Origin of the sequence: Mesorhizobium sp. NFR06 (assembly GCF_900115245.1) — a bacterium.
Lineage (GTDB): Bacteria > Pseudomonadota > Alphaproteobacteria > Rhizobiales > Rhizobiaceae > Mesorhizobium.
Genome location: NZ_FOVT01000003.1, coordinates 256,090 through 281,309, shown reverse-complemented (window position 1 = coordinate 281,309; position 25,220 = coordinate 256,090). Strand labels below are relative to the sequence as shown.

Here is a 25,220-nt window from a genome sequence, read left to right as displayed (position 1 = left end):
AGCTTGTTCATCGCTACTCCGCCTTGACCTCCATGACGCCGGTGGCGGTATGGGCCGAATATTGCGGCCGGTACATGTCTTCCACCGTCGCCGCCGGATGGGCGTAAGTGCCCGGCGTCACGGCGCGCACGACATAGGCGAGCGTGATGTTGCGGTCGCCGTCGCCTTCGTTCGGGTTGAAGGCGGCGACGAAGCGGTCGTCGCGGAACTCCAGATGCGCGGCGTCGGTCTGCGCCAGCCAGGAGAAGTTCGACAATTGCGCGCTGGAAACCAGGCTCGGATTGTCGATCTCGAAGCCGGCCGGCAACAGGTCGGTGATCAGGAGGCGCGACGGCCACTTGTTCTGCTCATAGACCTTGAGCACGACCACGTAGCGCTCGTTCTGCCTGGCCTCGGTGACGTTGGCCTCGTTGCCGTCGAGCTTGTAGTAGGTGCGCTGGATGGTGAAGCCGTCGCCACCGGCCGGCAGCGGCTCGACCGGCGCTGCCACCGCGGTCACCACCGCCTGCAGCGGCGTCGCGCCGGTGTTGGCGATGGTGAGCGGGTTTCCCTCGAGGTCGCTGCCGGCGACCCGGTCGGAATAGCCGCCCGAATGCGGCGCGCCATTGACGGTAAGCGTGATGGAATCATTGCCCTCCTTCAGCGCCCGCGCGGCGAGCAGCATCCAGGATTCGTCCTGCGTGCTCGTCCAGCGGGCGTCTGCGCGCTCCCTTGCCACCAGCTTGATCAACTGCGGCATGATGCTCGGCACCGGCTTCGCTTCCGCTGCCAGCGCCAGCATCGCCGCGCCGTCACGCAGCGGCGAGCCGTAGTCCGCGCGGAAGTAGTCGTATTCGGTGTCGGCCTGCGCCAGCCGCAGCGCCGTCTGGAAGGTGGTTTCCGAACGCTGCGTGTCTCCATAGAGCGCGAGGCTTGCCGCCAATTGGGCGACCGCCATCGGGCTGGAGAAGGCTTCGAGCTGCGTGTCCGCGTAATAGCGCAGATCGCCGATCGAGGCCTTCTTGTTGCGGGCGAGCACGTAGAGCGCGTAGGCGATCTCGCTGCCGCGATCCTGGACGCTCTGGTCGTAGCCGAGCGAGTTCTGCAGGTTGTTCAGCGCCTGGTTCATGGCAAGCGCCGGGACATCGTATTTCTGCTCGCGCGCCCGGGTCAGGAACTCGGTGACATAGGCGTCGAGCCACAGATCGCCGGAGCCCGGACCCCAGAGGCCGAAGCTGCCGCTTGCCGCCTGGTAGGACAGCACCTTGTAGATCGCATCCTGGACGCGGCCATGCAGGTCCGGGTCGCTCTCCATGCCGATGCTCTTGGCCATGTCGTTGACATAGAGCAGCGGCATGGCGCGGCTGGTGGTCTGCTCGGCGCACCCATAGGGGTAGCGGTCGAGCGACATCAGCAGAGACGGGGCGTCGAGCGCGGATGACTGCGACACGCCGACGCTCACCGAAGCGCCATCGAGCACGCTTGCGGCAAGCAGCTCCTTGTCGACGCGCAACGAGCCGCCATTGGGCTTCAGGTCGACTACCATGCGGTTGGTGACCGGGAGTTGCGCCGGGCGGACCGGCAGATAGAGTGTCTGCTCGACCTCGGTGCCGTCCGCATGCGCGAGCTTGACGGTGACCGAGGCGTCGCCCGCGGTCTTCGCGACCAGCGGGAAGGTGAGCGACTGCCGTTTGCCCTGGGCGAGCGTCAGCTTCCCGGGCAGGGGCTTGTCGCCGGTCGAAAGATCGCCGGTCGTGGTGGCCGACAGGGCGTAGTCGCCGGCCGGGCCATCGGTATCGGCGATGTCGAGGCGCATGGTGGCAGCATCGCCGGGCGCCAGGAAGCGCGGCAGGCCGGCGGTGATCACCACCGGATCGCGCACGATGACGTCGGTCTGGGCATGGCCCACGGCGTCCTTGGTCCAGGCGACGGCCATGACGCGCACGGTGCCGTTGAACTGCGGGATGTCGAAGTCGACGCGTGCCTTGCCGTTGCCGTCGAGCTCGACCGGGCCGGAGAAGAAGGCAACCAGCTTTTCGGTCGGCGGACTGCCTTGTGCCTGCATGTTGGCGCCGTCGCCGCCGGTCCTGATCTTGCCGGTGGTGCCAAGCGAGCCGTCGATCAGGCGCCCGTAGAGGTCGCGGATCTCAAGCCCCAGCATGCGCTGGCCGAAGAACCAGTCCTCCGGATCGGGCGCCTTGTAGTTGGTGAGGTTTAGGATGCCGACATCGACGGCCGCCACCATCACATAGGCGTTGCTGCCAGCTTGAGCGCCGTTGACGGCGACCGGGATCGACAGCTGCTGGCGCGGCACCGTCTTTTCAGGCGGCGTCAAGGCGACCGACAGCTTCTTCGAGCCCGGATCGACCGTCAGCCATTTGACGCCGATGGCGCGGGCGGGCATGCGCGATTCCTGCGAGTCGCCGGGCCGGAACAACGTCGCCGTGACATAAGCGCCGGCGCCCCAGTCGTCGCCGACCGGGATATCGACGGTGCTGCCGCCGGCCGGCACCGAAGCGGTGACGGTCTTCAGCAGCTTTTCGGCGCCGATGGTGACCAGAAGTTCGCCGGCAAAATGCGGCGAAACCTTCAGCTTGGCGACTTCGCCGGCGGCGTAAGTGTCCTTGTCGAGCGCGATCTCCAAACCGTCGGGCGTCTCGGTGGTGGTGGAGGCGACGTACCAGCCGGCATCGAACTCGTAGCTGGTCGCCGGGCCATCCGGATCGGCCGTCTCCACCTCGAGCCGGTAGCGGCCCCAATCGACGGGCAGCGACACCGTCGCCTCACCGTCGGCCTTGAGGTCGACCGTGCCATTGGCGACGGCCTTGGTGAGGCTCACCGCCTCGTAATTCCAGGAATTGTTGGAACGGTACCATTGATAGTTTCGCTCGACCTTGACCAGCGACCACTGGGCACCCTTCAGGTCTTCGCGCTTGCCATTCGGGTCGACGGCGATGATGCTGAACTTGGCGGTCCCGCCTTGCGGCACTTCATCGCCGTCGAAATCCGGCCTGATGCCGATGACGTCGCGTTGTGGGCGGACGCTGATGTCGAGCGAGCGCTCGACCGCGCGGCCGCCGGCCTCGCGCATGCGCACGGTGACCTTGGCGTTGACCAGCTTGGTGGTCGACGGCAACTGGTCGATCGTGACCGGGAAGGTCGCCTTACCGTCGTCGCCAACCACGGGAAGGTTTGTGAATGGCGTCACGGTCGGCTCGCTCGACTGCTCGTCGGCGAGGCCGAAGGTGAAGTCCTTGAAACTGTCCCAGCTGCTTGTGGTCGACAGCGTCATTTCGCCTTCGAGCGCTAGACCCGCGGCCGGCGCGCCATAGAGGAAGCGGCCGTCGACGGTGGCGTTGGCGGTCTCGCCCTGAGCGATCTCCTTCTTGTCGGCGGTCAGGTCGAATTCGATGCGATCCGGCACGAAATCCTCGACCAGGAACATCTGGCTGGCGACCGGGGCCTGCTTGGGATCGGTGTAGATCGACACCGTCCAGGTGCCGCGCATGGCGTTGGCCTCGAGCGGCAGTTCGACGGCGTGGCCGCCCGCGGACTCGCCATTGCTGACGATGCGGCGGTTCTCGACGCCGTCGGGACGGGTGAAGATGAAGGTCAGCGGCAGGTTCTCGACCGCCTTGGCGGCGCCGTCGCGCGCAAGGGCCGCGACATGCACGTCCTCGCCGGCGCGGTAGATGCCACGCTCGGTCCAGGCATAGACGTCGAGCGCGCCGGGCGAGGCTCGGCCCTCAACGCCGCGATCCGACAGATCAAAGCCGGCCTTGCCCATGTCGAGGAAGACGAAGTCGTTGTCGCCCTGCTTGGCCATCAGCACCGCCGGAACCATGCCGTTTTCACCGCGGGTAAGGCCTGGATTGAAGATGGCGTGGCCCTCGGCATCGGTGGTCGCCGTGCCGAGGATTTCGTTGTTCCTGGCAAGCAGCGTCAGCTCGGCGCCGGAAATCGGCTTGGCCGAGCCCAGCGAGCGGGCAAAGACGTTGAGACCGTCCTGTCCGGTGTAGGTGGAAAGACCGATGTCGGAGACGACGAACCACTGCGTGGCACGCGAACCATAATCGTCGGTCTTGTCGTCGACCGGCTGTGCGGTCAGCACATAAACGCCGGGCTTGCGCTGCGGGATCGCCTGGTCGACGGGGAAGGACGTGGTGACTTCCTTGTTGAGATCGTTGGCGATGTCGAGCGTGCCCGACCAGACGGGCGCGCCCATCTGGTCGGAAATGGTGGAAACGTCATAGCCGTCGAGCTGATGCAGGAACTGATAGCCGGACAGAAGCTGCGCCAGCGAACGATCGCCGATGCGATAGAGCGTCATCTTGGCGGCGTTCATATTGACGGTGACGACCGGAATGCCGCGGCGGGCGCCGGCCGGCAGCACGAAGCTGTCGCCGGTGAAGCGGGCCGACGGGGCGCGGTCCTGGACGTAGATCGACAGCACGACTGGCGCCGCGATCGTTTCGCCGATCGCCGCGGGCAGGCCGGCGCGGAAGGTCACGTCATAGTGCTGGCCGTGCTCAAGCCCTTCGACGCAAATCTGCTTGTCCTTGGCCTCGACCGCCTTGGGCGCGGCGTTGTCTACGGTGACGAACTGCGAATAGTCGACGCCGGTCTTGACCAATTCCTCGGAAAACTGGGCGCAGATGCGCGGCGAGGAGGAATCGGCATCGACGGTGTGTTCGACGACGCGGAAACCCTTGCGCGCCTTGAGGTCCGCATAGTCGGCCTGGACAGCCGGCGAACTCACCAGCGCAAGGCTCGCCTCATAGGCTTGGATCGAAGGCCGGTAGAGGTCGCGCCTGTCGAGGCCGGCGGCAAGCAGCGCCAGCGCTTCGGCGCGGGTCTTTGCGGTGCGCACCAGCCTATAGGCGTTGAAGGCGGCCGAGGTGGCGTTGGCCGGCAAGGTCGATGGCTCGGAGGTGTTGGCAGCCGGCTGCACGGCAAGCGTTTCGTGCGCCAGCGCCAGCCACAGCGCGCCGTCATCGGGCAGGACGGAGACCGCGGCCTGGTATGTCTGCATGGCAAGCCGATTGTCGCCGGTCAGCGCCGCCTGCTCGGCGGCGGCCTGCAGGGCGGAAAGCCCTTCGGTCGGCTTGTCATAGGCCGGGTCGGTCAGATGGTTGCGGAACTGCTGGGCCTGGTCGGCCATCCAGTTCGGGAAAAAGGCCAGTGCCGGCGGGGCGCCGATATCGGGGTCGCCATCGACGTTGGCGATCTTGCCGGCGATGGCGCCGGTGAACGGTTTCAGCTGGTTATAGTCGGATTTGAGAAAACACCACTTTGCTTTGGTGTTGTAGGTGAAGGCACGGCAGGCGGGATCGCCGAGGCAGGTGGTCTTGCACTGGTCGAGGCTGACATTCTGCTCCGACCTCAGGTCGAAACCGAAATAGTCGGAATTGTCGGTCGTCACGATTCGCCGGGCTTCGGCCGCAAGTGCCGCCCCGCCCAAGGCGAAAAAGACGACGAGAAGGAAAGAGAGACCACGAGCCGCGCGCATTGCCACATCACCCTCCAGACATTGCCGGCGTCCGGGCATGATCAAGCTTCATAGGCTTGTCAACGCCGGAGCCCCGCAGGTTTATCACCTGCGAACGGTTTCCATGCCGGCCAAAGGCCGGTATTTCGACAGAACCTCTGTGAGACGGATCACACATTCTTGCGAAAATGCAAAAGGTGTGAATTCCAAGCCCGGTCTATTTCAGACAATTGGATTGTGGCCCCTTTACGAACGTTTCGGAACTTCATTCCAATTTTAGTTTTGTCGACTAGGTTGTCTTAATGCCGGCGCATGAAACGCAGATGTCAGGGGGGTTCGCGCCAGGGCGCGTGCTTCCGCGCGCCCTGCTTTTGACGCTCGTCTGCTCGACCGTGCTGGCCTGCGAGATACGGCCGGCGGCGGCTTTCGAGATTTTCGGCATCAAGCTTTGGGGCTCGTCCAAGGACGAGGACGCCGACATCGTCGACCCGCTGCGCTACTCGGTGATCATCGACGCCCCGGACGCCGACAAGGATCTGGTCAAGAGGCTGGAAAACGCCTCGGCGCTGAAGAGCGACGAGGACCATCCGGTGTCGGGGTCGCTCGGCCTGATGGCCAAGGCGCGCAGCGACCGGGAACAACTCGTCGCCGCGCTCTATGCCGATGCCCGCTACGAAGGCGTGGTGACGATCACGATCCAGGGCAAGTCGATCGACGAGTTGCCGCCGGATGCCGAGTTCAAGGGGCCGCAGCCGATACCGGTGGTCGTCACAATTGCCGCCGGACCGAAATTCACGCTGGGCAACATCCGGCTGAAGGGTGATGCGGCCGGGTTGGCGGGACCCGATTTCGGGCTGATCGCCGGCGGCGATGCCGGCTCCGGCGCCGTGCTCAAGGCAGAAGCCCTGATCGTGCGGGCGCTGAAGGAAGAGGGCAGGCCGCTTGCCAAGGTGACAGACCGCGAGATCGTCGCCGAGCACGCCAGCTCGACGCTGGACGTGACGCTGACGGTGGCGGCCGGTCCGGTCGCCGGCTATGGCGACACGACAGTCGAGGGCACCGAAAAGGTCGATCGCGACTTCACCGAATACATGACCGGGCTGAAGCGGGGCCAGCAATATTCGCCGCAGGAAATCGACGATGCCCGCGACCGGCTGCTCGGGCTCGAAGTCTTCAACAGCGTGACCATCAAGGAAGGCGACAGCCTCGACGCCAACGGCAACATCCCGATCGACGTCCAGGTGAGCGAGCGCAAGCCGCGCTTCTTCGGCATCGGCGGCACGTTCTCGAATACGGAAGGCCTGGGGCTGGAAGGCTATTGGGGACACCGCAACCTGTTTGGCCAGGCCGAGAAGCTGCGTATCGACGGCTCGATCAGCGGCATCGGCAGCAACAGCATTTCGGCGCTCAACTACAATGCCGGCGTCATGTTCGAAAAGCCGGGCGTGCTTGGGCCGACATCTAAATTCTTCACCGGCATCAAGACGGTGTTCGAACACCCCGATGCCTATGACCACTTCTCGGTCAAGGGCGACGTCGGTGTTTCCTACGACCTCGACAAGACGCAGCGGGTCTCGGCTGAATTCGATCTCGACTATTCGAGGATCACCGACGCTTTCGGCAAGCACACCTACCTGATTGCCAGCGTGCCGTTGCAATATGTCTATGACAGCCGCGACAACAAGCTGAACCCGACCAGAGGGTTCCGTTTCCTCGCCTATGCCGAGCCAAGCCACGACATACTGAACGGCGCGACCTTCCTGAAGCTGAAGGGCGAGGGCTACACCTACCAGTCGCTCGATACGGCAAGCAGGTTCGTGCTCGCGGAGCGCGCCACGCTCGGTTCGATCGTCGGCACGGGCCTGCAGAACGTGCCGGCCGACCGGCGCTTCTATTCCGGCGGCGGCGGCTCGGTGCGCGGCTATTCCTACCAGGGCATCGGCCCGAAGGACATCAACGGCCAGCCGATCGGCGGTCTCTCCTTCTTCGAAACCTCGGTCGAGATGCGCATCGGCGTCACCGACACGATCGGCATCGTTCCGTTCGTCGATGCCGGCACGGTCTCGACCAGATCCTTCCCGGACTTCTCGAACGTTAAGGTCGGCGCCGGCGTCGGTCTGCGTTATATTACGCCGTTCGGGCCGCTGCGCATCGATGCTGCCGTGCCGCTCAACCGCGATCCCGGCGATCCGCATTTCGGCATCTATGCCGGCATCGGCCAGGCGTTCTAACGATGAAGATTTTCTGGCGCATCGTTCGTATCTGTCTCTACACGCTGCTCCTTTTGCTGGTGATGGCGGTCGGCGCGCTTGTCGTGCTTACCGGCACCGAAGGCGGCCGCCAGAATCTCGCCGGCCTGATCTCGAAGATGGCCTCGAGCGAGGACCGCAAGGTGACGGTCAGCGGCATCGAAGGCATTTGGTCAGGTGCGCTCAGGCTCGACCATGTCGTGCTGGAAGACCGCGCCGGCCCCTGGATGGTGGCGCGCAAGGTGGCGCTCGACTGGTCCCCGACCGCGCTGCTCTCCTGGAATTTCAATGCCGATCGCTTTGCCGCCGATCGCATCGAACTGGCGCGGCTGCCGCAGCCGAGCCAGCAGCCACCGCAGGGCGGCTCGACCAGCCTGCCCGTCTCGATCGATGTCAGGGAGATCGACCTGCCGGAGATCGCGCTCGGCCAGGAGCTGGCCGGCAGCGGCATTGCCGAGCTTGCCGCCAAGGGCTCGTTCAAGGCCGATCCGTCGCCGCTGGCGATCGAGAGCGCGCTGTATGTGAGCCGCCATGACGGCAAGCAGGGCAATGTCGACGCCAAAATCCATTTCGCGCCGGCCGACAACAAGCTCGACCTCGATCTGAAGGCATCGGAGCCGGCCGGGGGCATCATCGCCAACCTGCTCAAGCTACCCGACGCGCCGCCCGTCAACATCGTCGTTTCCGGCACTGGGCCGCTCGCCAATTGGAGCGGCATCGGCACCTTCATGGTCGATGGCCGGATCGTCAGCCAATTGACCGGCCGGCATCAGCTGACGGACAAGGGCCACCGCATCGAGGCCGCGGGCGACGGCCAGTTCGAAGGCTTCCTGCCGGAGAAAATAAAGTCGCTGTTTGCCGGCAAGACGAGCTTCGATGTCGCTGGGACAGCGACCACATCGGGTGGAATAGATATCGAGCGCGCCACCATAGAGAGCGATACGGTGCACGGCGCCGCGACCGGCAATGTCGATCCGAAGGGCGCCAGCGACCTGGCCGTCGAGCTCTCCGCCAAGGACAAGCCGGTCACCATCGATGTCGGCAACAGCGCCGTTCCCATCCTGGTTGCGGTCGAAAAGGCCACGGTGCGCGCCTTCGGCGACGGCAAGGCGCCGATGGTCGATATCGGCACGTCCCTTGCCTCCGTCGCCGTCGGCGGCACGCAACTCAACAACGTGACGGCCGCGATCCACTCCGACAGCTTCGACGTCGAGAACCGCAGCGGCCCGGTCAGTGTCAGTCTTGCGGCCGCCGGCCTGAAGACCGACGTGGCGACGCTGGCGCCGCTGGTGACCGGCAAGCTCGCCGCCGATCTTTCCGGCACGATCAGCCGCGAGACGGTGACCATCGACAAAGGCACCTTGCGCAGCGATGCGCTCAATGCCGGGCTGACGGCCGCTGTGTCGCTCGCCGATCTGTCGATGACGCTGAGGATGAATGCCGACGCCGTCTCGAAGGCACTGCCGCCGCAGATCAGCTCGCTGCTCGGCGAGCGGGTGAAGTTCTCGGCGACCGCGACCCGCGATCCGCAGGGCGCGTTCGCCGCCAACTCCCTGGAACTCAGCTCCGGCTCGCTCACCGCCAGCGGCACCGGCAGCATGCAAGGATCGGACATCGAGGCCAGCGTCAAGGGCACGTTGGGCGATGTCTCGCCGCTGTCGTCACTCGCCGGCACGCCGCTTGCCGGCGGGGTCAATTTCGCGCTGACGGCCACCGGTCCGCGCCTGGCGCCGGATTTCTCCGTTTCGGCCGACAGCGCCAGCCTGACGGCGGCCGGCCGCACGGTGAAGGACATCAAGCTTTCGGCCAAAGGCAAGGCCGACATCGCCAATCCGTCGGCCGACGTCTCGCTGACCGGCAGCGCCGAGGGGCAGGCGCTCGACATTGGGGCGTCGCTGGTGACGGCCGACGGCAAGCGCTCAATCAAGGGCCTCAGCCTGGCGCTCGGCGACAACAAGGTTTCGGGCGATCTTGCGCTCGACGATCAATACCTGCCGCTCGGCACTCTGACGCTTGCCGTGCCTGACATCGGACCGCTCGCGGCGCTCGGCAACCAGAGCGCCACCGGCGACATCAACGGCACGATCGCCTTCGCCAAGGACGGCGAGGCCCCGACCGTCACCATCAATGCGGCCAGCTCCTCGATCGCGCGGGGTGAGCTGGCGGCAAAGACGATCACCGTCAACGCGCTGATCGCCAACTATCTGAAAGGCCCGGCGATCTCCGGCACGATCAAGGCCGACAGCGTGACCTCCGGCTCCACCGTGGTCAGCAACATCGGCATCGATTTGAAGCGCGATGGCGACTGGACCGATTTTTCAGGCGGCGCCACGGTGTCGGGAATTCCGGCGACAGCCACCGGACGCGTGAAGATCGCCAATGGCACCACAAGCGTGGAACTCGCTTCCGGCGAGGCGACGGTGCGCGGCATCAAGGCGGCGATCACCGAGCCCTCCAGCCTCTCCGTCGCCAATGGCGTAACCACGGTCGAGAAGCTCGTCCTTAATCTTGGCGGCGGGTCGGCGACGGTTTCCGGCAGCGCCGGTCAGATCCTCGACCTGACGGCCAGCCTCGCCAACCTGCCGGCGGCGCTCGCCAATGATTTCGTGCCTGGCCTCGATGCCGCCGGTTTGCTCAACGGCACGGCGCAAGTCACGGGCGCTTCCACCAGCCCAGAGGTCCGATTCAACGCACGGCTCGCCGGCGCCGAGACCAGCCAGACTCGGCAAGCAGGGCTCGGGCGGCTCAATCTCGATGCGGCGGGCAGCGCCTCGGCGGCAAGCGGCCTCGTCATCGAGCACGCGACGCTTTCCGGCGACAAGATGTCGGGCAAGGCGGCCGGCACCATCAATCCGAACGGCGCCAGCGATTTCTCGGCCGACCTCGCCTCCAACGGGCCGAGCCTGCCGCTCAAATTCGGCACGCCTCAGAGCCCCGTCGATCTCGAATTGCAGTCCATCTCGGTGAAAGCCGCGGGGCAGGGCACCGCGCCACGGCTCGACATCTCCGCGACGCTGCCTTCCGCCACGGCCAATCATGTGAAAGTCGAAGGCCTGGCGCTGGCGCTCCAGTCCGACGGCTTCGACGTCAAGGCGAGGACCGGCCCGATCTCCGGGACGGTCGCGGCCGACAAGATTGATCTCGACAATCCGACCGTCGCGCCGCTGGTCGCCGGCAAGGTTACGGCCAAGGTCGTCGGCAACCTCGCTGTCGACGCCATCACCATCGCCAGCGGTTCGGCGACGACCGGCGCGGTGGACGGCGCCTTCAACGGCCGTGTGTCGTTCGCCGACGGCTCCGTCGATTTCACGGTCAAGGCGGATGTGCTCTCGGCGGCACTGCCGGCCGGGGTGCGCGGTGTGCTCGCCGAACGCACCCAACTCAGCGCCACGACGCAACGCGACGCCAAGGGCAATGTCAGCCTCGGTCCGGTCAAGGTAGTCTCGGGCGCGTTCACCGCCGACGGCCAGGCCAGCATTGCCGACAACAAGCTCAGTGCCGCCGTCAAGGGCGCGTTGGCCGACATTTCGCTGCTGTCGAAGGATGCCAAGGGCGCCATCACTTTCACACTTGATGCGCAAGGCGCGCCGACAGCGCCGGACCTGTCGCTTAATGTGAACAGCGACCGGCTTTCGGTTGCGGAGCGCGAGATCACCGGGCTGAAGCTGACTGCTACCGGCAAGGCCGATGCCGCCAATCCGGCAGCCAATGTGCAGCTCACCGGCAATGTCGCCGGCCAGCCGCTGCAGGGCAACGCCGTGCTCGCCACGACCAATGGCAGCCGCGCGATCAACGGGCTCTTGCTGTCGCTCGGCCCGAACAAGATTTCAGGCGATCTTACGCTGGACGATGCCTTCGTGCCGGTCGGCACGGTTTCGCTCGACCTGCCCGATATCGGGCCGCTCGCCGCGCTGGCGCTGGAAAAGGCCGAGGGAAATGTGCGCGGCACGATCGCTTTCTCCAAGGCCGCCAACGGGCCCAACGTCGCGGTCAAGGCGAACACCTCGGCCATCAAGCGCGGCGATCTCTCCGCCAGGAATGTCGCGATCGACGCGCAGATCGCGAACTACATGGCGGCACCCGTCATCGCCGGCACGGTGCACGCCGAGAGCGTCACTTCCGGCGGCACCGCCATTACCGGCATCGATGTCGATCTCAAGCGCGACGGCGACTGGACCGGCTTTTCGGGCGGCGCGACCGTGAAGAACATCCCGGCCAAGGCGGCCGGCCGCGTGAAGGCGGCGAACGGCACGACGACTATCGAACTGGCGTCAGGCCAGGCGACCGTGCAAGGCATCAAGACTGCGATCGCGCAGGCCTCGACCGTAACCATTGCCAATGGCGTGACAACGCTCGACCGGCTGGTGCTCAATCTTGGCGGCGGTACGGCAACGGTGACGGGCAAGGTCGCGCAGGCGCTCGACATCAACGCCAATCTGGCCAGGGTGCCGATCTCGCTTGCCAACAGTTTCTCGCCGGGCCTCGATGGGGCCGGGTCGATCTCCGGCACGGTCAAGGTGACCGGCGCGCCGGCGAGCCCGTCCGTCGCCTTCAACATCGATGCCTCCGGCGTGCAGACATCGCAGACGCGTGGCGCCGGGCTCGGCGGCATGAATGTCTCGTCATCGGGAACATTTGCCGGCAACAAGCTCGCCTTCGATGCCAACATCAGCGACGGCGCCGGGCTCGGCCTCAAGGGCGGCGGTACGGTGACGACGGCGGGCACACCCACGCTGGCGCTCGATTTCAACGGCAAGGTGCCGTTTTCCTTCCTTGCCGCCAAGCTGGCGGCGCAAGGTCTGGCGCTCAACGGCACCGCCAATGTCGACGTGCAGGTGCGCGGTCCCGCATCATCGCCCGTGATCAGTGGCAAAGTCACAACTTCGGGCGCGCGACTTATCGATGCGCGTTCCGGGCTTGCCGTCAACGACATCGCGGCCGACATTTCGATCGACGGCGGTGTCGCCAGGATCAACCGCCTTACCGGCACGCTATCGACGCGCGGCAGCCTGTCGGCAAGCGGCACTGTCGGTATCGTTCCGGCGCAGGGCTTCCCGGCCGACCTTTCGGTCAAGCTCACCAATGGCCGCTACACGGATGGCAAGGTGGTGACCGCCAATCTCGACGGCGACCTGACGATCAAGGGTTCGCTCGCGTCGGCGCCCGTGATAGCCGGCACGATCAACCTGGCCAAGACGGTGATCACTGTTCCGGAGAAGCTGCCGGGGTCGCTTTCGGCGTTGGACGTGAAGCACAAGAATGCGCCGGCAGCCGTGCGGGCGCAGGATAAGGCGTTGCGTCCGCCGACATCCGGCGGCGGCAAGGGCGGCAGCGGCTTCCTCCTCGACGTGACGGTCAACGCGCCGAACCAGATATTCATTCAGGGCAGGGGCCTCGATGCCGAACTCGGCGGCTCGCTTAAGCTCAGCGGCCCCGCGTCGTCGCCGCAAGCGGTGGGCACTTTCACCCTGCAGCGAGGGCGGCTGACGATCCTTGCCAAGCGGCTGACCTTCACCGAGGGCACGGTCGGGTTCCAGGGCTCGCTGGTGCCCTACCTCAACATGACGGCGACCACCACGACCAGCAGCGCCACCGTCACGATCGTGGTTTCGGGCGAGGCGACCAATCCGAAGTTCACTTTCTCCTCCGTGCCGGCGCTGCCGGAAGACGAGGTGCTGGCACAGCTTATCTTCGGCCGCTCGATGTCGAATCTGTCGCCGCTGCAGATCGCCCAGCTTGCGGACGCGGCCGCGCAACTGGCCGGGGCCGGCGGCGCGACCTCGCTACTCGACAATCTACGCAATGCGATTGGCATCGACGATCTCGACGTGACGACGGACGAGAAGGGCGGCACGGCGGTCTCGGCTGGGAAGTACCTCAACGACCGCACCTATGTGACGATCCAGAAGGGCGACAAACCAGGCTCCGGCAAGGCGACGATCGACCTCAATGTCGGGCGCGGCGTGAAGCTGCGCGGCGAGGCCAACGACGCCGGCGAAGCGAAGGGCGGCGTCTTTTACGAACGCGAATATTGAGGCTGCGACGCCCCTTCCGCGGCCTGCCGAACAGGTTCCTCGCCGCGGAGGCGGGGTGCCTATCCATGTAAAATGTATTGATTTAATCGCCCGCGGCGATTTTTTGGGAAATCCGCGTCGCGCTAACAAATTTGCGCCAAGACTGTCGCTATCGCGCGAACCGGGTTGCACTCAAAGATGCACATTCCCTACCATGTTCCTACTCCACACCGTCTTTTGACAACGCGGTCTGGATGCGGAATGTTAAAAGGCAGAAAGCCAACAATGGGAGTAAGTCATGGCAATCTATAAAAGCAATGGTGACCGTGTTCCGGATCACATCCTGGCAATGGCCGAAGAAGCCAAGACCGGCACGGTGGACCGCCGCGAATTCCTGGCGCTCGCAAGCGTCTTCGGCGCATCGACGGCAATGGCCTATGGCCTGCTCGGCCTCGCCGCTCCGACCCCGGCCAGAGCCGAGGACGTGCAGGGCAAGAAGGGCGGCGTGCTCAAGGTCGCGATGTCGGTCAAGGATCCCAAGGACCCGCGCACCGCAGACTGGTCCGAAATCGCCAATGCCGAGCGTCAGGCGCTCGAACCGCTGGTGAAGTACACGAAGGATTACACCTTTGCGCCGTACCTCCTGGCAAGCTGGGACATCAATGACGACGCCACCGAATACACGCTCCACGTGCGGCCGGGCGTCGAATGGAACAATGGCGACAAGTTCACCGCCGACGACGTGATCTACAATTTCACCCGCTGGGCCGACAAGTCAGCGGAAGGCAACTCGATGCCCGGTCGCCTGGGCAGCCTCGTCGACGATACGACCAAGAAGCTGCGCGAGGGTTCCGTCGTCAAGGTCGACGACATGACTGTCAAGCTCAAGCTGACCAAGCCCGACATCGCCATCATCCCGAACCTGTGCGACTATCCCGGCCTGGTCGTCCACAAGACCTTCGATGAGAAGGGCGCGAACTTCAAGAACTGCCCGATCGGCACCGGTCCGTTCGAGCTCGTCTCTTACGACGTCGGCCAGAAGGTGGTCTACAAGCGCCGCGAGACCGGCAAGTGGTGGCAGGGCGAAGCCTTCCTCGACGGCGTCGAGTTCATCGACTACGGCACCGATCCGGCCGCGACCGTCTCGGCCTTCGAATCCGGCGAGGTGCACACCAACCACGAAACGACCGCCGACTACGTCAAGATCATCGCGGATGTCGGCGCTCCGCCGTCGGAAGTGGTGACCGCGGCCACCGTGGTGTCGCGCTTCAATGTCACCCACAAGCCTTATGACGACCAGAAGGTTCGTCAGGCAATGTTGCTTGCCGTCGACAACGCCACCGTGCTGCAGCTCGGCTACGGCAATGCCGGCACGCCGGCCGAAAACCACCATGTCGCGCCGATCCATCCGGAATATGTCAAGCTGCCGGAGGTCAAGCGCGACATCGCCAAGGCCAAGCAGATGCTGACGGAAGCCGGCGCGATCGACTTCGAACACGAGCTGATCAGCAACGACGAGGACTATCACAAGAACACCACGGACGCGATCGCCGCCCAGCTGCGCGAGGCCGGCATCAAGGTGAAGCGCACCGTGCTGCCGAGCTCGACCTTCTGGAACGACTGGACGAAGTATCCCTTCTCGGAAACCAACTGGAACATGCGCCCGCTCGGCATCCAGGTGATCGCCATCGCTTACCGCTCCGGCGAAGCGTGGAACGAGACGGCCTATGCCAATCCGGACTTCGACAAGAAGGTGAATGAGGCGCTCGGCATCGCCGATGCGGAGAAGCGCAAGGTCGTGATGAAGGATATCGAGCAGACTCTACAGGATTCCGGCATCATCATCCAGCCTTACTGGCGCAAGCTCTACATCAACATCAAGCCCGAGGTGAAGAACCACTCGATGCACCCCACCTACGAGCACGACTTCGGCAAGGTCTGGCTCGATCAGGCGTGATCCATGGCGCGATGAATACGAGGGGCTGCAGCCCCTCGTATTTGCAGCTTCGTCGCCGTTGCATATGCTGCATCGGTGGCGGGGCGTCATTGGCTTTTCGAAACAGGGTTGACCGTATCTGACCCCAACCCGGCCGGCAGGGGGGCATAATGTTCTCATTCATCGCCAGACGCATCGGCACCATTCTGCTCACGATGCTATGCCTGACGCTGGTCGTTTTCTTCCTCGTCAATCTCGAACCCAATCTGAAGAAGCTGGCGATCAGCCAGACCGAGATGCATACGCCCGCCGACCAGCTTGAAAGCTGGCTGGTCAATCATGGCTACCGGCAGAACTTCTTCCTTCGCTACGGCCAGTGGCTGGGCGTCCTGCCCAAGCACCCGATCACCGATCCGGCGACGGGCAAGACGACGCAACGCTTCTCCTTCTGCAATGACCCGACCGAGCCGACGTTCTCCGGGGTGCTGCAGGGCGATTTCGGCTGCTCGACCAAGTTCAAGACGACGGTCGCGGCCAAGCTGTTCCCTGCCCTCGGCGCCACGGGACTGCTCATGTTCTGGGTGCTGGCGGTCATGGTGCCGATCTCGCTGCTGATCGGCATCCTGGCCGGCATGCGCGAAGGCTCGCGCACGGACCGTGTGCTGTCGGTCGCCTCGATCGCCTCGACGGCGACGCCAGAATATGTGTCGGGCGTCATCTTCACCGTCATCTTCGCATCCTGGCTCGGCTGGCTGAACGGCTCCGCGGCCTCGGCCAGCCAGGGCATCACCTTCTACAATTTCACGCTGCCGGTGATCACGCTGGCCATCTACGGCATCGGCTACATTGCGCGCATGACGCGCGCCTCGATGGTCGAGGTGATGACGCAGCAATATATCCGCACCGCCCGGCTCAAGGGCCTGTCCTTCGGCAGCGTCGTGATCAAGCATGCGTTGCGCAACGCGCTCATCGCGCCTTTCACCGTCATCATGCTGCAGTTCCCGTGGCTGCTCACCGGCGTCGTCATCGTCGAGGTGATGTTCCGCTACCAGGGTTTTGGCTACACGCTGGTCGAAGCCGCCGGCAACAACGACATCGACCTTCTGCTCGGCTGTTCGCTGGTCTCGGTGTTCATCGTTTTGATCACGCAGCTCATCTCCGATGTCGGCTACGCGTTCCTCAATCCGCGCATCAGGGTTCAATAGGGGACAGGGCCGATGCAGATCGAGTATATCAGCGCCTTCGACGTCGTCATCGGCGTGCTCTGGCGCTTCTGGCCGGTATGGGTCGCGCTCATCCTGGTGATGGGCGCGAGCTTTTCCTACAAGAAGCGGCTGGGCCTCTACGGCCAGCTCTTCGACAGCGGCGTCGGCATTGCCGGCGTGTTCATCTGCCTGTTCTGGCTCTTTACCGCGATCTTCGCCTCGACCATCTCGCCCTTCGATCCGCTGGCGCAGGTCTCGGTTATGAAGGATACGCTGCCCGGCGCGATCGAGCCGACGTCGAAGCTCATCTACTATTTCGGCGGCGACAAGCTTGCCCGCGACGTGTTCTCGCGCATGGTCTATGGCAGCCAGATCGTACTGATCATCGCGCCGGCCGCCACCGGCTTCGCGCTGATGGTCGGCATCACGCTCGGCCTGCCGGCCGGTTACTATGGCGGCAAGATCGACACGTTGCTGTCGTTCCTCGCCAATCTTGTGCTAGCCTTCCCGGTGATCCTGTTGTTCTACCTGCTGGTGACGCCGGGCATCATGGACACGCCGATCCCCTATGCGATGGCGGGATTGTTCTTCCTGTTCCCGATCATCTTCTTCAGCGTCCTGTTCTGGACGCGCTACAAGAACCGGCCGGACCGGCTCTATATCCTGCTCGGCATCACGCTCGTCGTCGGCGGCTGGGTCTACGCGGGCCTCGTCTTCGACAAGGACCCGCTCAAGATCGTCCACATCGATCCCAACCAGCTCAACATCTTCGTGGCGGTGGTGTTCGCCTCCAGTCCCGGCGTGTTCCGCATCGTGCGCGGGCTCACAATGGACATCAAGACGCGCGACTATGTGGCGGCGGCGCAGACACGCGGTGAATCGCCCTGGTACATCATGCTGTGGGAAATCCTGCCCAATGCGCGCGGTCCGCTGATCGTCGATGCCTGCCTGCGCATCGGCTACACGACGATCCTGCTTGGAACGCTCGGCTATTTCGGTCTGGGCCTCGCGCCGGAAAGCCCCGACTGGGGCACCGCGATCAAGGATGCAAGCCGGCTATTGCGCTCCTTCATCCACCCGGCGCTGCCTCCGACGATCGCGCTGATGTCGTTCGTGCTGGGGCTGAACCTTTTGGCGGATTCGCTGCGCGAACAGTCGATGAAGGATTGATGGCGGGGCCATGGGCCCTACTTGCCCAGAGCATGATCCCGGAAAGTGGCATCCGGTTTTCGGACAAGATCTTGCTCAAACGAAGAACCAAGGATTGGAGCGACCCATGAACGAGGCAGTTCGAGATCCAGCCAAGGCGAGCGGTCAGCCGATCATCGAGATCGAGAACCTCTCGATCTCCTTCTTCACCCGCAAGGGCGAGATTCCGGCCGTGATGGATTTTTCCTGCACGGTCATGCCGGGCGAGGCGATGGGCATCGTCGGCGAGTCCGGTTGCGGCAAGTCGACCGTGTCGCTCGGCATCATGCGCGACCTCTCCAACATCGGAAAGATCGTTGGCGGCAAGATCAAGTTCCAGGGCAAGGATATGGGCGAGCTCTCGCAAGAGGAGCTTCGCGCCATCCGCGGCAACAAGATCGCCATGATCTACCAGGAGCCGATGGCGAGCCTCAACCCGGCGATGAAGATCGGCCAGCAATTAATGGAAGTGCCGCTGATCCACGACAAGGTGTCGAAGGAAGAGGCTTATAAGCGCGCGCTCGAGATGGTGCGGGCGGTGAAGCTGCCCGATCCGGAGCGCATGATGCGCTCCTATCCGCACCAGCTGTCGGGCGGCCAGCAGCAGCGCATCGTCATCGCCATGGCGCTGCTGTCTAAGCCGGCGCTGCTGTTGCTCGATGAACCGACCACCGCGCTCGACGTCACCGTCGAGGCCGGCATCGTCGAGTTGGTCAAGGGGCTCGGCGAGAAGTTCGGCACCTCTATGATCTTCGTGTCGCACAATCTCGGCCTCATCCTCGAGACCTGCGACAAGATCACGGTGATGTATTCGGGCGAGGCGGTGGAGACCGGCAAGATCGAGGACGTGTTCGATCGGATGCGTCATCCCTACACACAAGGGCTGTTTCGCTCGATCCCGCTGCCCGGCGCCGACAAGAATTCACGGCCGCTGATCTCCATTCCCGGTCAGTTGCCGCTGCCGCACGAGCGGCCGAAGGGCTGCAATTTCGGGCCGCGCTGCCACCATTTCGTCGAGGGCGTCTGCAACGCAGCGGAAATCCCGATGGTGCCTGTCGAAGGGCACGAGGGCCATTTCTCGCGCTGCGTGCGCTTCAACGAGATCGACTGGGAGGCGCTGCCGCCGGGCGCCAAGAAGGTCAACGAAAAGGTCGAGCCCGGCGCGCCGGTGCTCAAGATCGACAATCTCAAGAAATACTACAAGGTCGGCGGCAGCGAGGTATTCGGCTCCAGCGAGGGCCGCGTCGTCAAGGCCAACGAGACGATTTCCTTCACCGCGCGCGAATCCGAGACGGTCGCGATCGTCGGCGAATCGGGTTGCGGGAAGTCGACGCTGGCCAAGGTGCTGCTCGGCCTGGAGACGGCCAGCTCGGGCACTGTGACGCTCGGCAACAAGCAGATTCAGTCGACCGGTATCGAGCGCCGCAATGTCGAGACCGTGTCATCGATCCAGATGGTGTTCCAGAACCCGTTCGATACGCTCAATCCCAGCCACACGGTCGGCTCGCAGATCATCCGCACCCTGGAGAAGTTCAAGGTCGGCAAGAATGTCGCCGAGCGGCGCAAGCGCATGCTGGAACTGCTCGACCTGGTCAAGCTGCCGAGGGCTTTCGAGACCCGCAAACCGCGGCAGCTCTCGGGCGGACAGAAGCAGCGCATCGGCGTGGCGCGCGCCTTCGCCGGCGATGCCAAGGTGGTGGTGGCCGACGAGCCGGTCTCGGCGCTCGACGTCTCGGTGCAGGCGGCGGTTACCGAGCTGTTGATGGACATCCAGCGCAAGAACAAGACGACGATGCTGTTCATCAGCCACGATCTGTCGGTGGTGCGCTACATCGCCGACCGCGTCGTCGTCATGTATCTCGGCTACATCGTCGAGCAGGGCACGACCGACCAGATATTCTCGCCGCCCTACCACCCCTATACCGAGGCGTTGCTGTCGGCGATCCCGATCGCCGACACCAGCGTGGTCAAGAAGCACATCGTGCTGGAAGGCGACATTCCCTCGGCAATGAACCCGCCGACCGGCTGCCCGTTCCAGACGCGCTGCGGCTACAAGAAGCTGGTGCCGGACAATCTGTGCGAGACGAAGGTGCCGCCGGTGAAGAATCTCGGCGACGGCCACATGAGTCTGTGCTGGCTTTCGGACGACGTGCTGGCGAGGATGGAGCCGGTCATCAAGTTCGACAAGGAACATGCCGCGCATGAAGGCGTGCCGGACGATGCGCCGCATGGCGAAGGCCCGGGATTTGCCGGCCCGCCGCCGAAGCGTCCGAGGGGCAAGAAGCCGAACTAAGCTATCGGCGCCGGTTTCAATCCGACGCTGCCGTCAATTTCCGCATTGCTGCAGCTGCGCTGCGTAGTCACGGGCCATCTTGTCGGTTGCGCGGGCATAGCTCTGCACACCGGCATCGCCGCGATTGCCGCGACCATAGGCGGTCCAGCCGAGATAATAGGCTAGGTAGAGATTATAGGTGTCGTTGCGGGCGACGCCGAAGGTGTCGGCGGTTTTGGAATGGTACCAGCCGACGAAATCGACGGCATCGGCGAATTTGGTTCGCCGCGCCGCCCAGTTGCCGGTCTCGTTCTGATATTGCGACCAGGTGCCGTCGAGCGCCTGCGAGAAGCCGGTCGCCGAGGAGATATGCGTCCACGGGATGAAGCCGAGCAGCTTGGTGCGCGGCGGGCGGGCATTGCTCTTGAAGCCGGATTCCTTGCGCACCGTCGCCATCAGCACGGGAACGGGAATGCCGTATTTCTGCTCGGTTCGCTCGGCGGCGGACTGCCAGTTGTCGAACCAGCCGTCATTCTGGTCGAAGACGGCACAGACATTGTTGATGTGGCTGGGCGCCGTCGCGCAGGCCGAAAGCGCCAGCAGCACAGACACAGCGACAATTTTAGTAAAACTCGACCTATACATTGGAAGACGAATAGGCCGAAATCATAAAGGGAGTGTTGCGCGGTTCCTTAACGCCGGCGCGGAAGGCCCGAAAAAACGAGTATCGATATTACGACTTCTTATGTCGCTATCCTTTCTGTCTGGTTTGAAAAATGCCGCCTTGGCTAAAATCACGCCGGCAAATGGCGAATTCCTGACAGCTCAGACAACGAGCCGGCGTTCTGATGCACGTATGACCGAGCCAAGACGCAAGCGCGGCGCCGAGCGCACCAGCAATCGCGGGCCAGCCGCCATCCCGCAACTACCTCTGCGACGGGTGGAGAATCCTTACCCGCCGATGGCGCTGCTGTCGGCCGACCAGATCGAAGCCATCCACCAGGCATCGATGCATATCCTGGAAAACTTCGGCATCGAGGTGATGAACGCGCGGGCACTGTCGCTGTTCGAGCGCGCCGGCGCCAACGTCGACCACGGCTCGATGAACGTGCGCGTCGATCGCGGCATGGTCGAGGAAGCGCTGAGGATGACGCGCTCTACCTATACGCTGAGGCCCCGCAATCCGGCACATGCCATCCATCTCGGCGGCAGCACCATCAACTTCACACTGGTGGCAGGACCGCCCAATGTGCACGACATGGAGCGCGGCCGCCGCGCCGGCAACCTCGCCGACTACTCGGACCTCGTGCGGCTGGCGCAGCATTTCAACTGCATCCACATGCTCGGCAACCAGGTCTGCGCGCCGATCGAGCTGCCGGCGAACACCAGGCATATGGACACCTACTTCGCCAATCTGACGCTGACCGACAAATGCTTCCACGTTTCGGCGATTGGCAGGGGCAGGGCGCTGGACGGCATCGAGATGATGGCGATCTCGCGCGGGCTGACGCTCGACGAGATGCGCGATGATCCCGGCGTCACCACCATCATCTCGGTCAACTCGCCGCGCCGCTTCGACGAGATGATGGCGGAAGGGCTTATGACGATGGCCGAGTTCGGCCAGTCGGTGGCGGTGACGCCGTTCACGCTGATGGGAGCGATGAGCCCGGTGACGCTTGCCGGGGCGCTGGCGCAGCAGAATGCCGAAGCGCTGTTCGGCGTCGTGCTGACGCAACTGGTGCGGCCAGGCGCGCCGGTGATGTATGGCGCCTTCACCTCCAATGTCGACATGAAGTCGGGCGCACCGGCCTTCGGCACGCCGGAAAACACCAAGGCCAATATCGCCTCGGGGCAGTTGGCGCGGCGCTATAAATTGCCGTATCGCACGACGCCGGGCTCGGCTTCCAATGCCGCCGATGCGCAAGGCGCCTACGAGACGCTGATGGCCTTGTGGGGCGCGGTGCTCGGCCACGGCAATCTCGTCTACCATGCCGCCGGCTGGCAGGAAGGTGGGCTGACGGCGTCGTTCGAAAAGTTCATCATCGACGTCGAGATGATCCAGCACATGATGGAATTCCTGCGGCCGATCGTGGTCGATGAGAGCGAGCTTGCCGTGGAGGCGCTGGGTGCGGTGCCGACCGGCGGCCATTTCTTTGGCGAGCCGCATACGCTGGAGCGCTATGCCACCGCGTTCTACCAGCCCATGCTTTCCAATTGGCAGAATTACGAAGCCTGGCAGGAAGCCGGCGCGCTCGACACGACCGCGCGCGCGACGCGGCTTTGGAAGAAAGCGCTGGAGGAGTATGTCCAGCCGGTCATGGATCCCGCCGTGCGCGAGGCGCTCGAAGCCTATATGGCGCGCCGCAAGGAAGCGATCGGGCAGGGCGATCCGTGAGTTCCTTGGGGCTGCCTTTCTGATTCAATTCATCATCCCAACTCACTGAATTAACGAGAAGAAACTCATGAAGTCGCATGCAAAGGTCGTGGTCATCGGCGGTGGCGTCGTCGGATGCTCGGTGCTGTTCCATCTTGCCCGGCACGGCTGGACCGACGTCGTGCTTCTGGAGCGCGATGAGCTGACCTCCGGGTCGACCTGGCATGCGGCGGGCGGCATGCACACCATCAATGGCGACCCCAACGTCGCCAAGCTGCAGAAGTACACGATCAACCTCTACAAGGAGATCGAGGAGCTTTCGGGACAGGCGACTGGCGTGCACCTCACCGGCGGCGTGCTTCTGGCCGCGACCGAGGCGCGGCTCGACTGGCTACGCGGCGTCGTTTCGAAGGGCCGCTACCTCGGCATCGACCTCGAAGTCATCTCGGCGAAGGAGGCGGCCGAACTGATGCCGCTCATCGATCCGAAGCAATTCGTCGGCGCGGTGCGCAACAAGGAAGACGGCCATCTCGACCCGTCCGGCGTGACGCATGCTTACGCCAAGGCCGCGCGCAAGCTGGGCGCCGAGGTCGAACGCTTCACCAAGGTCGAGGATATCGTGCGCCGGCCGGACGGCCTGTGGCGCGTCATCACCAACAAGGGCGAGGTGGTGAGCGAGCATGTCGTCAATGCCGGCGGGCTGTGGGCCCGCGAGGTCGGCCGCATGGTCGGGCTCGAGCTGCCGGTCTTGGCCATGGAGCACATGTACCTGATCACCGAGGATATGCCGGAGGTCGCCGACTGGAACAAGAAGACCGGCACGGAGATCATCCACGCCGTCGATTTCGACGGCGAGCTGTATCTCCGCCAAGAACGCGGCGGCATGCTGATGGGCACCTACGAGAAGGCCAACAAGGTGTGGTCCGAATTCTCCACACCGTGGAATTTCGGCCACGAGCTGCTGGAGCCCGACATCGACCGCATCGCGCCGTCGTTGGAAGTCGGCTTCCGTCATTTCCCCGCCTTCCAGAAGACCGGCATCAAGCAGATCATCAACGGCCCCTTCACTTTCGCGCCCGACGGCAATCCGCTGGTCGGCCCGGTACGCGGCCTGCCGGGCTTCTGGGTCGCCTGCGGCGTCATGGCGGGCTTCAGCCAGGGTGGCGGCGTCGGCCTGGCGCTCTCCAACTGGATGATCGAGGGCGACCCCGGCGCCGACATCTGGGCGATGGACGTGGCGCGCTATGGCGACTGGGCGACGATGGCCTATACCAATGCCAAGGTACGCGAGAACTATTCGCGCCGCTTCTCGATCCGTTTCCCGAACGAGGAACTGCCGGCCGGGCGTCCGCTGAAGACGACGCCGATCTACGACACGCTGTCGGCCAAGGGCGCGCAATGGGGCGTGTCCTACGGGCTCGAAGTGCCGCTCTGGTATGCGCCGGAAGGGGTCAGGGACGAGTTCTCGTGGCGACGTTCGACCGATTTCGAACATGTCAGCAAGGAGGTCGCGACCGTACGCAACGGTGTCGGCCTGTCGGAGATTTCGAACTTCGCCAAATACAGGGTGACGGGAGATGGTGCGGCCGCCTGGCTCGACCGGATGCTTGCCTGCAAGCTGCCCAAGCTCGGGCGCATGACGCTGGCGCCGATGCTGAAGGACGACGGCAAGCTGATCGGCGATTTCACGCTTGCCAACATCGACCGCAGCGAGTGGTTCATCGCCGGCTCCGGCATCGCCGAGCAATACCATATGCGCTGGTTCGAAGCGTATCTGCCGAGCGACGGTTCGGTGCATATCGAGGCGCTGGGGCACAAGCTCACGGGTCTCGCCATCGCCGGACCGAAGGCGAGGGACGTTCTGTCCAAGGTCACCCGCGCCGACGTTTCCAACGCGGCGTTTCCGTTCATGGCGGTGGCCAGGATGGATATCGGCATGGCGCCGTGCCTCGTCGGTCGCGTCAGCTATACCGGCGATCTCGGCTACGAGGTCTGGGTGGCGCCGGAATATCAGCGCGCCGCCTATCAGGCGCTGATCGCAGCAGGTGAGGAATTCGGCGTCGGCTTGTTCGGCTCGCGCGCCCTCAATGCGTTGAGACTTGAAAAGAACTACGGCTCATGGGCGCGCGAATACCGGCCGATCTATGGGCCGCTAGAGGCCGGGCTCGACCGCTTCGTCGCGTATGGCAAGGACGCCGATTTCATCGGCAAGGAAGCGGCGCTTGCCGAGCGCAGAGAGGGCGGCAAGCTTCGGCTGCGCGCCTTCATCGTCGAGGCAGACGATGCCGATGTGATCGGCGACGAGGCAATCTGGCATGACGGCGTCGTGCGTGGCTGGGTCACATCCGGCGGCTATGCTCATCATTCGAAGAAGTCGGTGGCGCTGGGATATGTGCCGAAGGACATCGCGGACAAGCCGGACGGTTTCGAGATCGAGATCCTCGGCAAGCGCCATGCGGCGCGCATTCAGGCGACACCGCTGTTCGACGCCAATTTCGAGCGGATGCGCGCCTGA

At 64.2% G+C, this 25,220-nt stretch carries 10 protein-coding genes; 8 read left to right on the top strand and 2 right to left on the bottom strand.

Translation table 11 applies throughout. The annotated features are described in order from the left end of the window. Positions 1–13: 13 nt before the first annotated feature. Positions 14–5,494: an alpha-2-macroglobulin family protein gene (locus F3H96_RS08040; protein ID WP_149791410.1), complete on the bottom strand. Its 5,481-nt coding sequence runs from the start codon at positions 5,492–5,494 to the stop codon at positions 14–16. 275 nt (positions 5,495–5,769) lie between these two features. Here F3H96_RS08040 and F3H96_RS08035 point away from each other — a divergent pair, with 275 nt between their 5' ends. From F3H96_RS08035 to F3H96_RS08010, 6 genes are all read left to right on the top strand, one after another. Continuing rightward, positions 5,770–7,698, top strand: a complete 1,929-nt coding sequence (locus F3H96_RS08035) for an autotransporter assembly complex family protein (protein ID WP_149791409.1) — start codon at positions 5,770–5,772, stop codon at positions 7,696–7,698. 2 nt (positions 7,699–7,700) lie between these two features. Further along, positions 7,701–13,751: a translocation/assembly module TamB domain-containing protein gene (locus F3H96_RS08030; protein WP_149791408.1), complete on the top strand. Its 6,051-nt coding sequence runs from the start codon at positions 7,701–7,703 to the stop codon at positions 13,749–13,751. 277 nt (positions 13,752–14,028) lie between these two features. Beyond that, on the top strand, positions 14,029–15,687 hold the full coding sequence (locus F3H96_RS08025; protein ID WP_149791407.1) for an ABC transporter substrate-binding protein: 1,659 nt from the start codon (positions 14,029–14,031) through the stop codon (positions 15,685–15,687). A gap of 149 nt (positions 15,688–15,836) precedes the next feature. After that, positions 15,837–16,871 (top strand): ABC transporter permease, encoded by a 1,035-nt coding sequence (locus tag F3H96_RS08020; protein ID WP_149791406.1) that lies wholly within the window; start codon positions 15,837–15,839, stop codon positions 16,869–16,871. Positions 16,872–16,883: 12 nt separating this feature from the next. Next, on the top strand, positions 16,884–18,041 hold the full coding sequence (locus tag F3H96_RS08015) for an ABC transporter permease (protein WP_149791405.1): 1,158 nt from the start codon (positions 16,884–16,886) through the stop codon (positions 18,039–18,041). A 106-nt stretch (positions 18,042–18,147) separates the two neighbouring features. Continuing rightward, positions 18,148–20,352, top strand: a complete 2,205-nt coding sequence (locus F3H96_RS08010) for an ABC transporter ATP-binding protein (protein ID WP_149791404.1) — start codon at positions 18,148–18,150, stop codon at positions 20,350–20,352. A 33-nt stretch (positions 20,353–20,385) separates the two neighbouring features. On the opposite strand, the gene F3H96_RS08005 is transcribed toward F3H96_RS08010, so the two are convergent. Beyond that, positions 20,386–20,976 (bottom strand): transglycosylase SLT domain-containing protein, encoded by a 591-nt coding sequence (locus tag F3H96_RS08005; RefSeq protein ID WP_149791403.1) that lies wholly within the window; start codon positions 20,974–20,976, stop codon positions 20,386–20,388. A gap of 211 nt (positions 20,977–21,187) precedes the next feature. Between F3H96_RS08005 and F3H96_RS08000 the strand changes: the two genes are divergently transcribed. Next, positions 21,188–22,726: a trimethylamine methyltransferase family protein gene (locus F3H96_RS08000; RefSeq protein ID WP_149791402.1), complete on the top strand. Its 1,539-nt coding sequence runs from the start codon at positions 21,188–21,190 to the stop codon at positions 22,724–22,726. Positions 22,727–22,793: 67 nt separating this feature from the next. Beyond that, the gene (locus tag F3H96_RS07995; protein ID WP_149791401.1) at positions 22,794–25,220 is read left to right on the top strand and encodes an FAD-dependent oxidoreductase; all 2,427 of its coding nucleotides are present in this window, start codon (positions 22,794–22,796) and stop codon (positions 25,218–25,220) included.

Excerpts from the sequence above, each read along its gene's own strand:
- F3H96_RS08005 (WP_149791403.1), bottom strand. The coding sequence starts at position 20,976 with ATGTATAGGTCGAGTTTTACTAAAATTGTCGCTGTGTCTGTGCTGCTG.
- F3H96_RS08030 (WP_149791408.1), top strand. The coding sequence starts at position 7,701 with ATGAAGATTTTCTGGCGCATCGTTCGTATCTGTCTCTACACGCTGCTC.
- F3H96_RS08020 (WP_149791406.1), top strand. The coding sequence starts at position 15,837 with ATGTTCTCATTCATCGCCAGACGCATCGGCACCATTCTGCTCACGATG.
- F3H96_RS08025 (WP_149791407.1), top strand. The coding sequence starts at position 14,029 with ATGGCAATCTATAAAAGCAATGGTGACCGTGTTCCGGATCACATCCTG.
- F3H96_RS07995 (WP_149791401.1), top strand. The coding sequence starts at position 22,794 with ATGAAGTCGCATGCAAAGGTCGTGGTCATCGGCGGTGGCGTCGTCGGA.
- F3H96_RS08010 (WP_149791404.1), top strand. The coding sequence starts at position 18,148 with ATGAACGAGGCAGTTCGAGATCCAGCCAAGGCGAGCGGTCAGCCGATC.
- F3H96_RS08035 (WP_149791409.1), top strand. The coding sequence starts at position 5,770 with ATGCCGGCGCATGAAACGCAGATGTCAGGGGGGTTCGCGCCAGGGCGC.
- F3H96_RS08015 (WP_149791405.1), top strand. The coding sequence starts at position 16,884 with ATGCAGATCGAGTATATCAGCGCCTTCGACGTCGTCATCGGCGTGCTC.
- F3H96_RS08000 (WP_149791402.1), top strand. The coding sequence starts at position 21,188 with ATGACCGAGCCAAGACGCAAGCGCGGCGCCGAGCGCACCAGCAATCGC.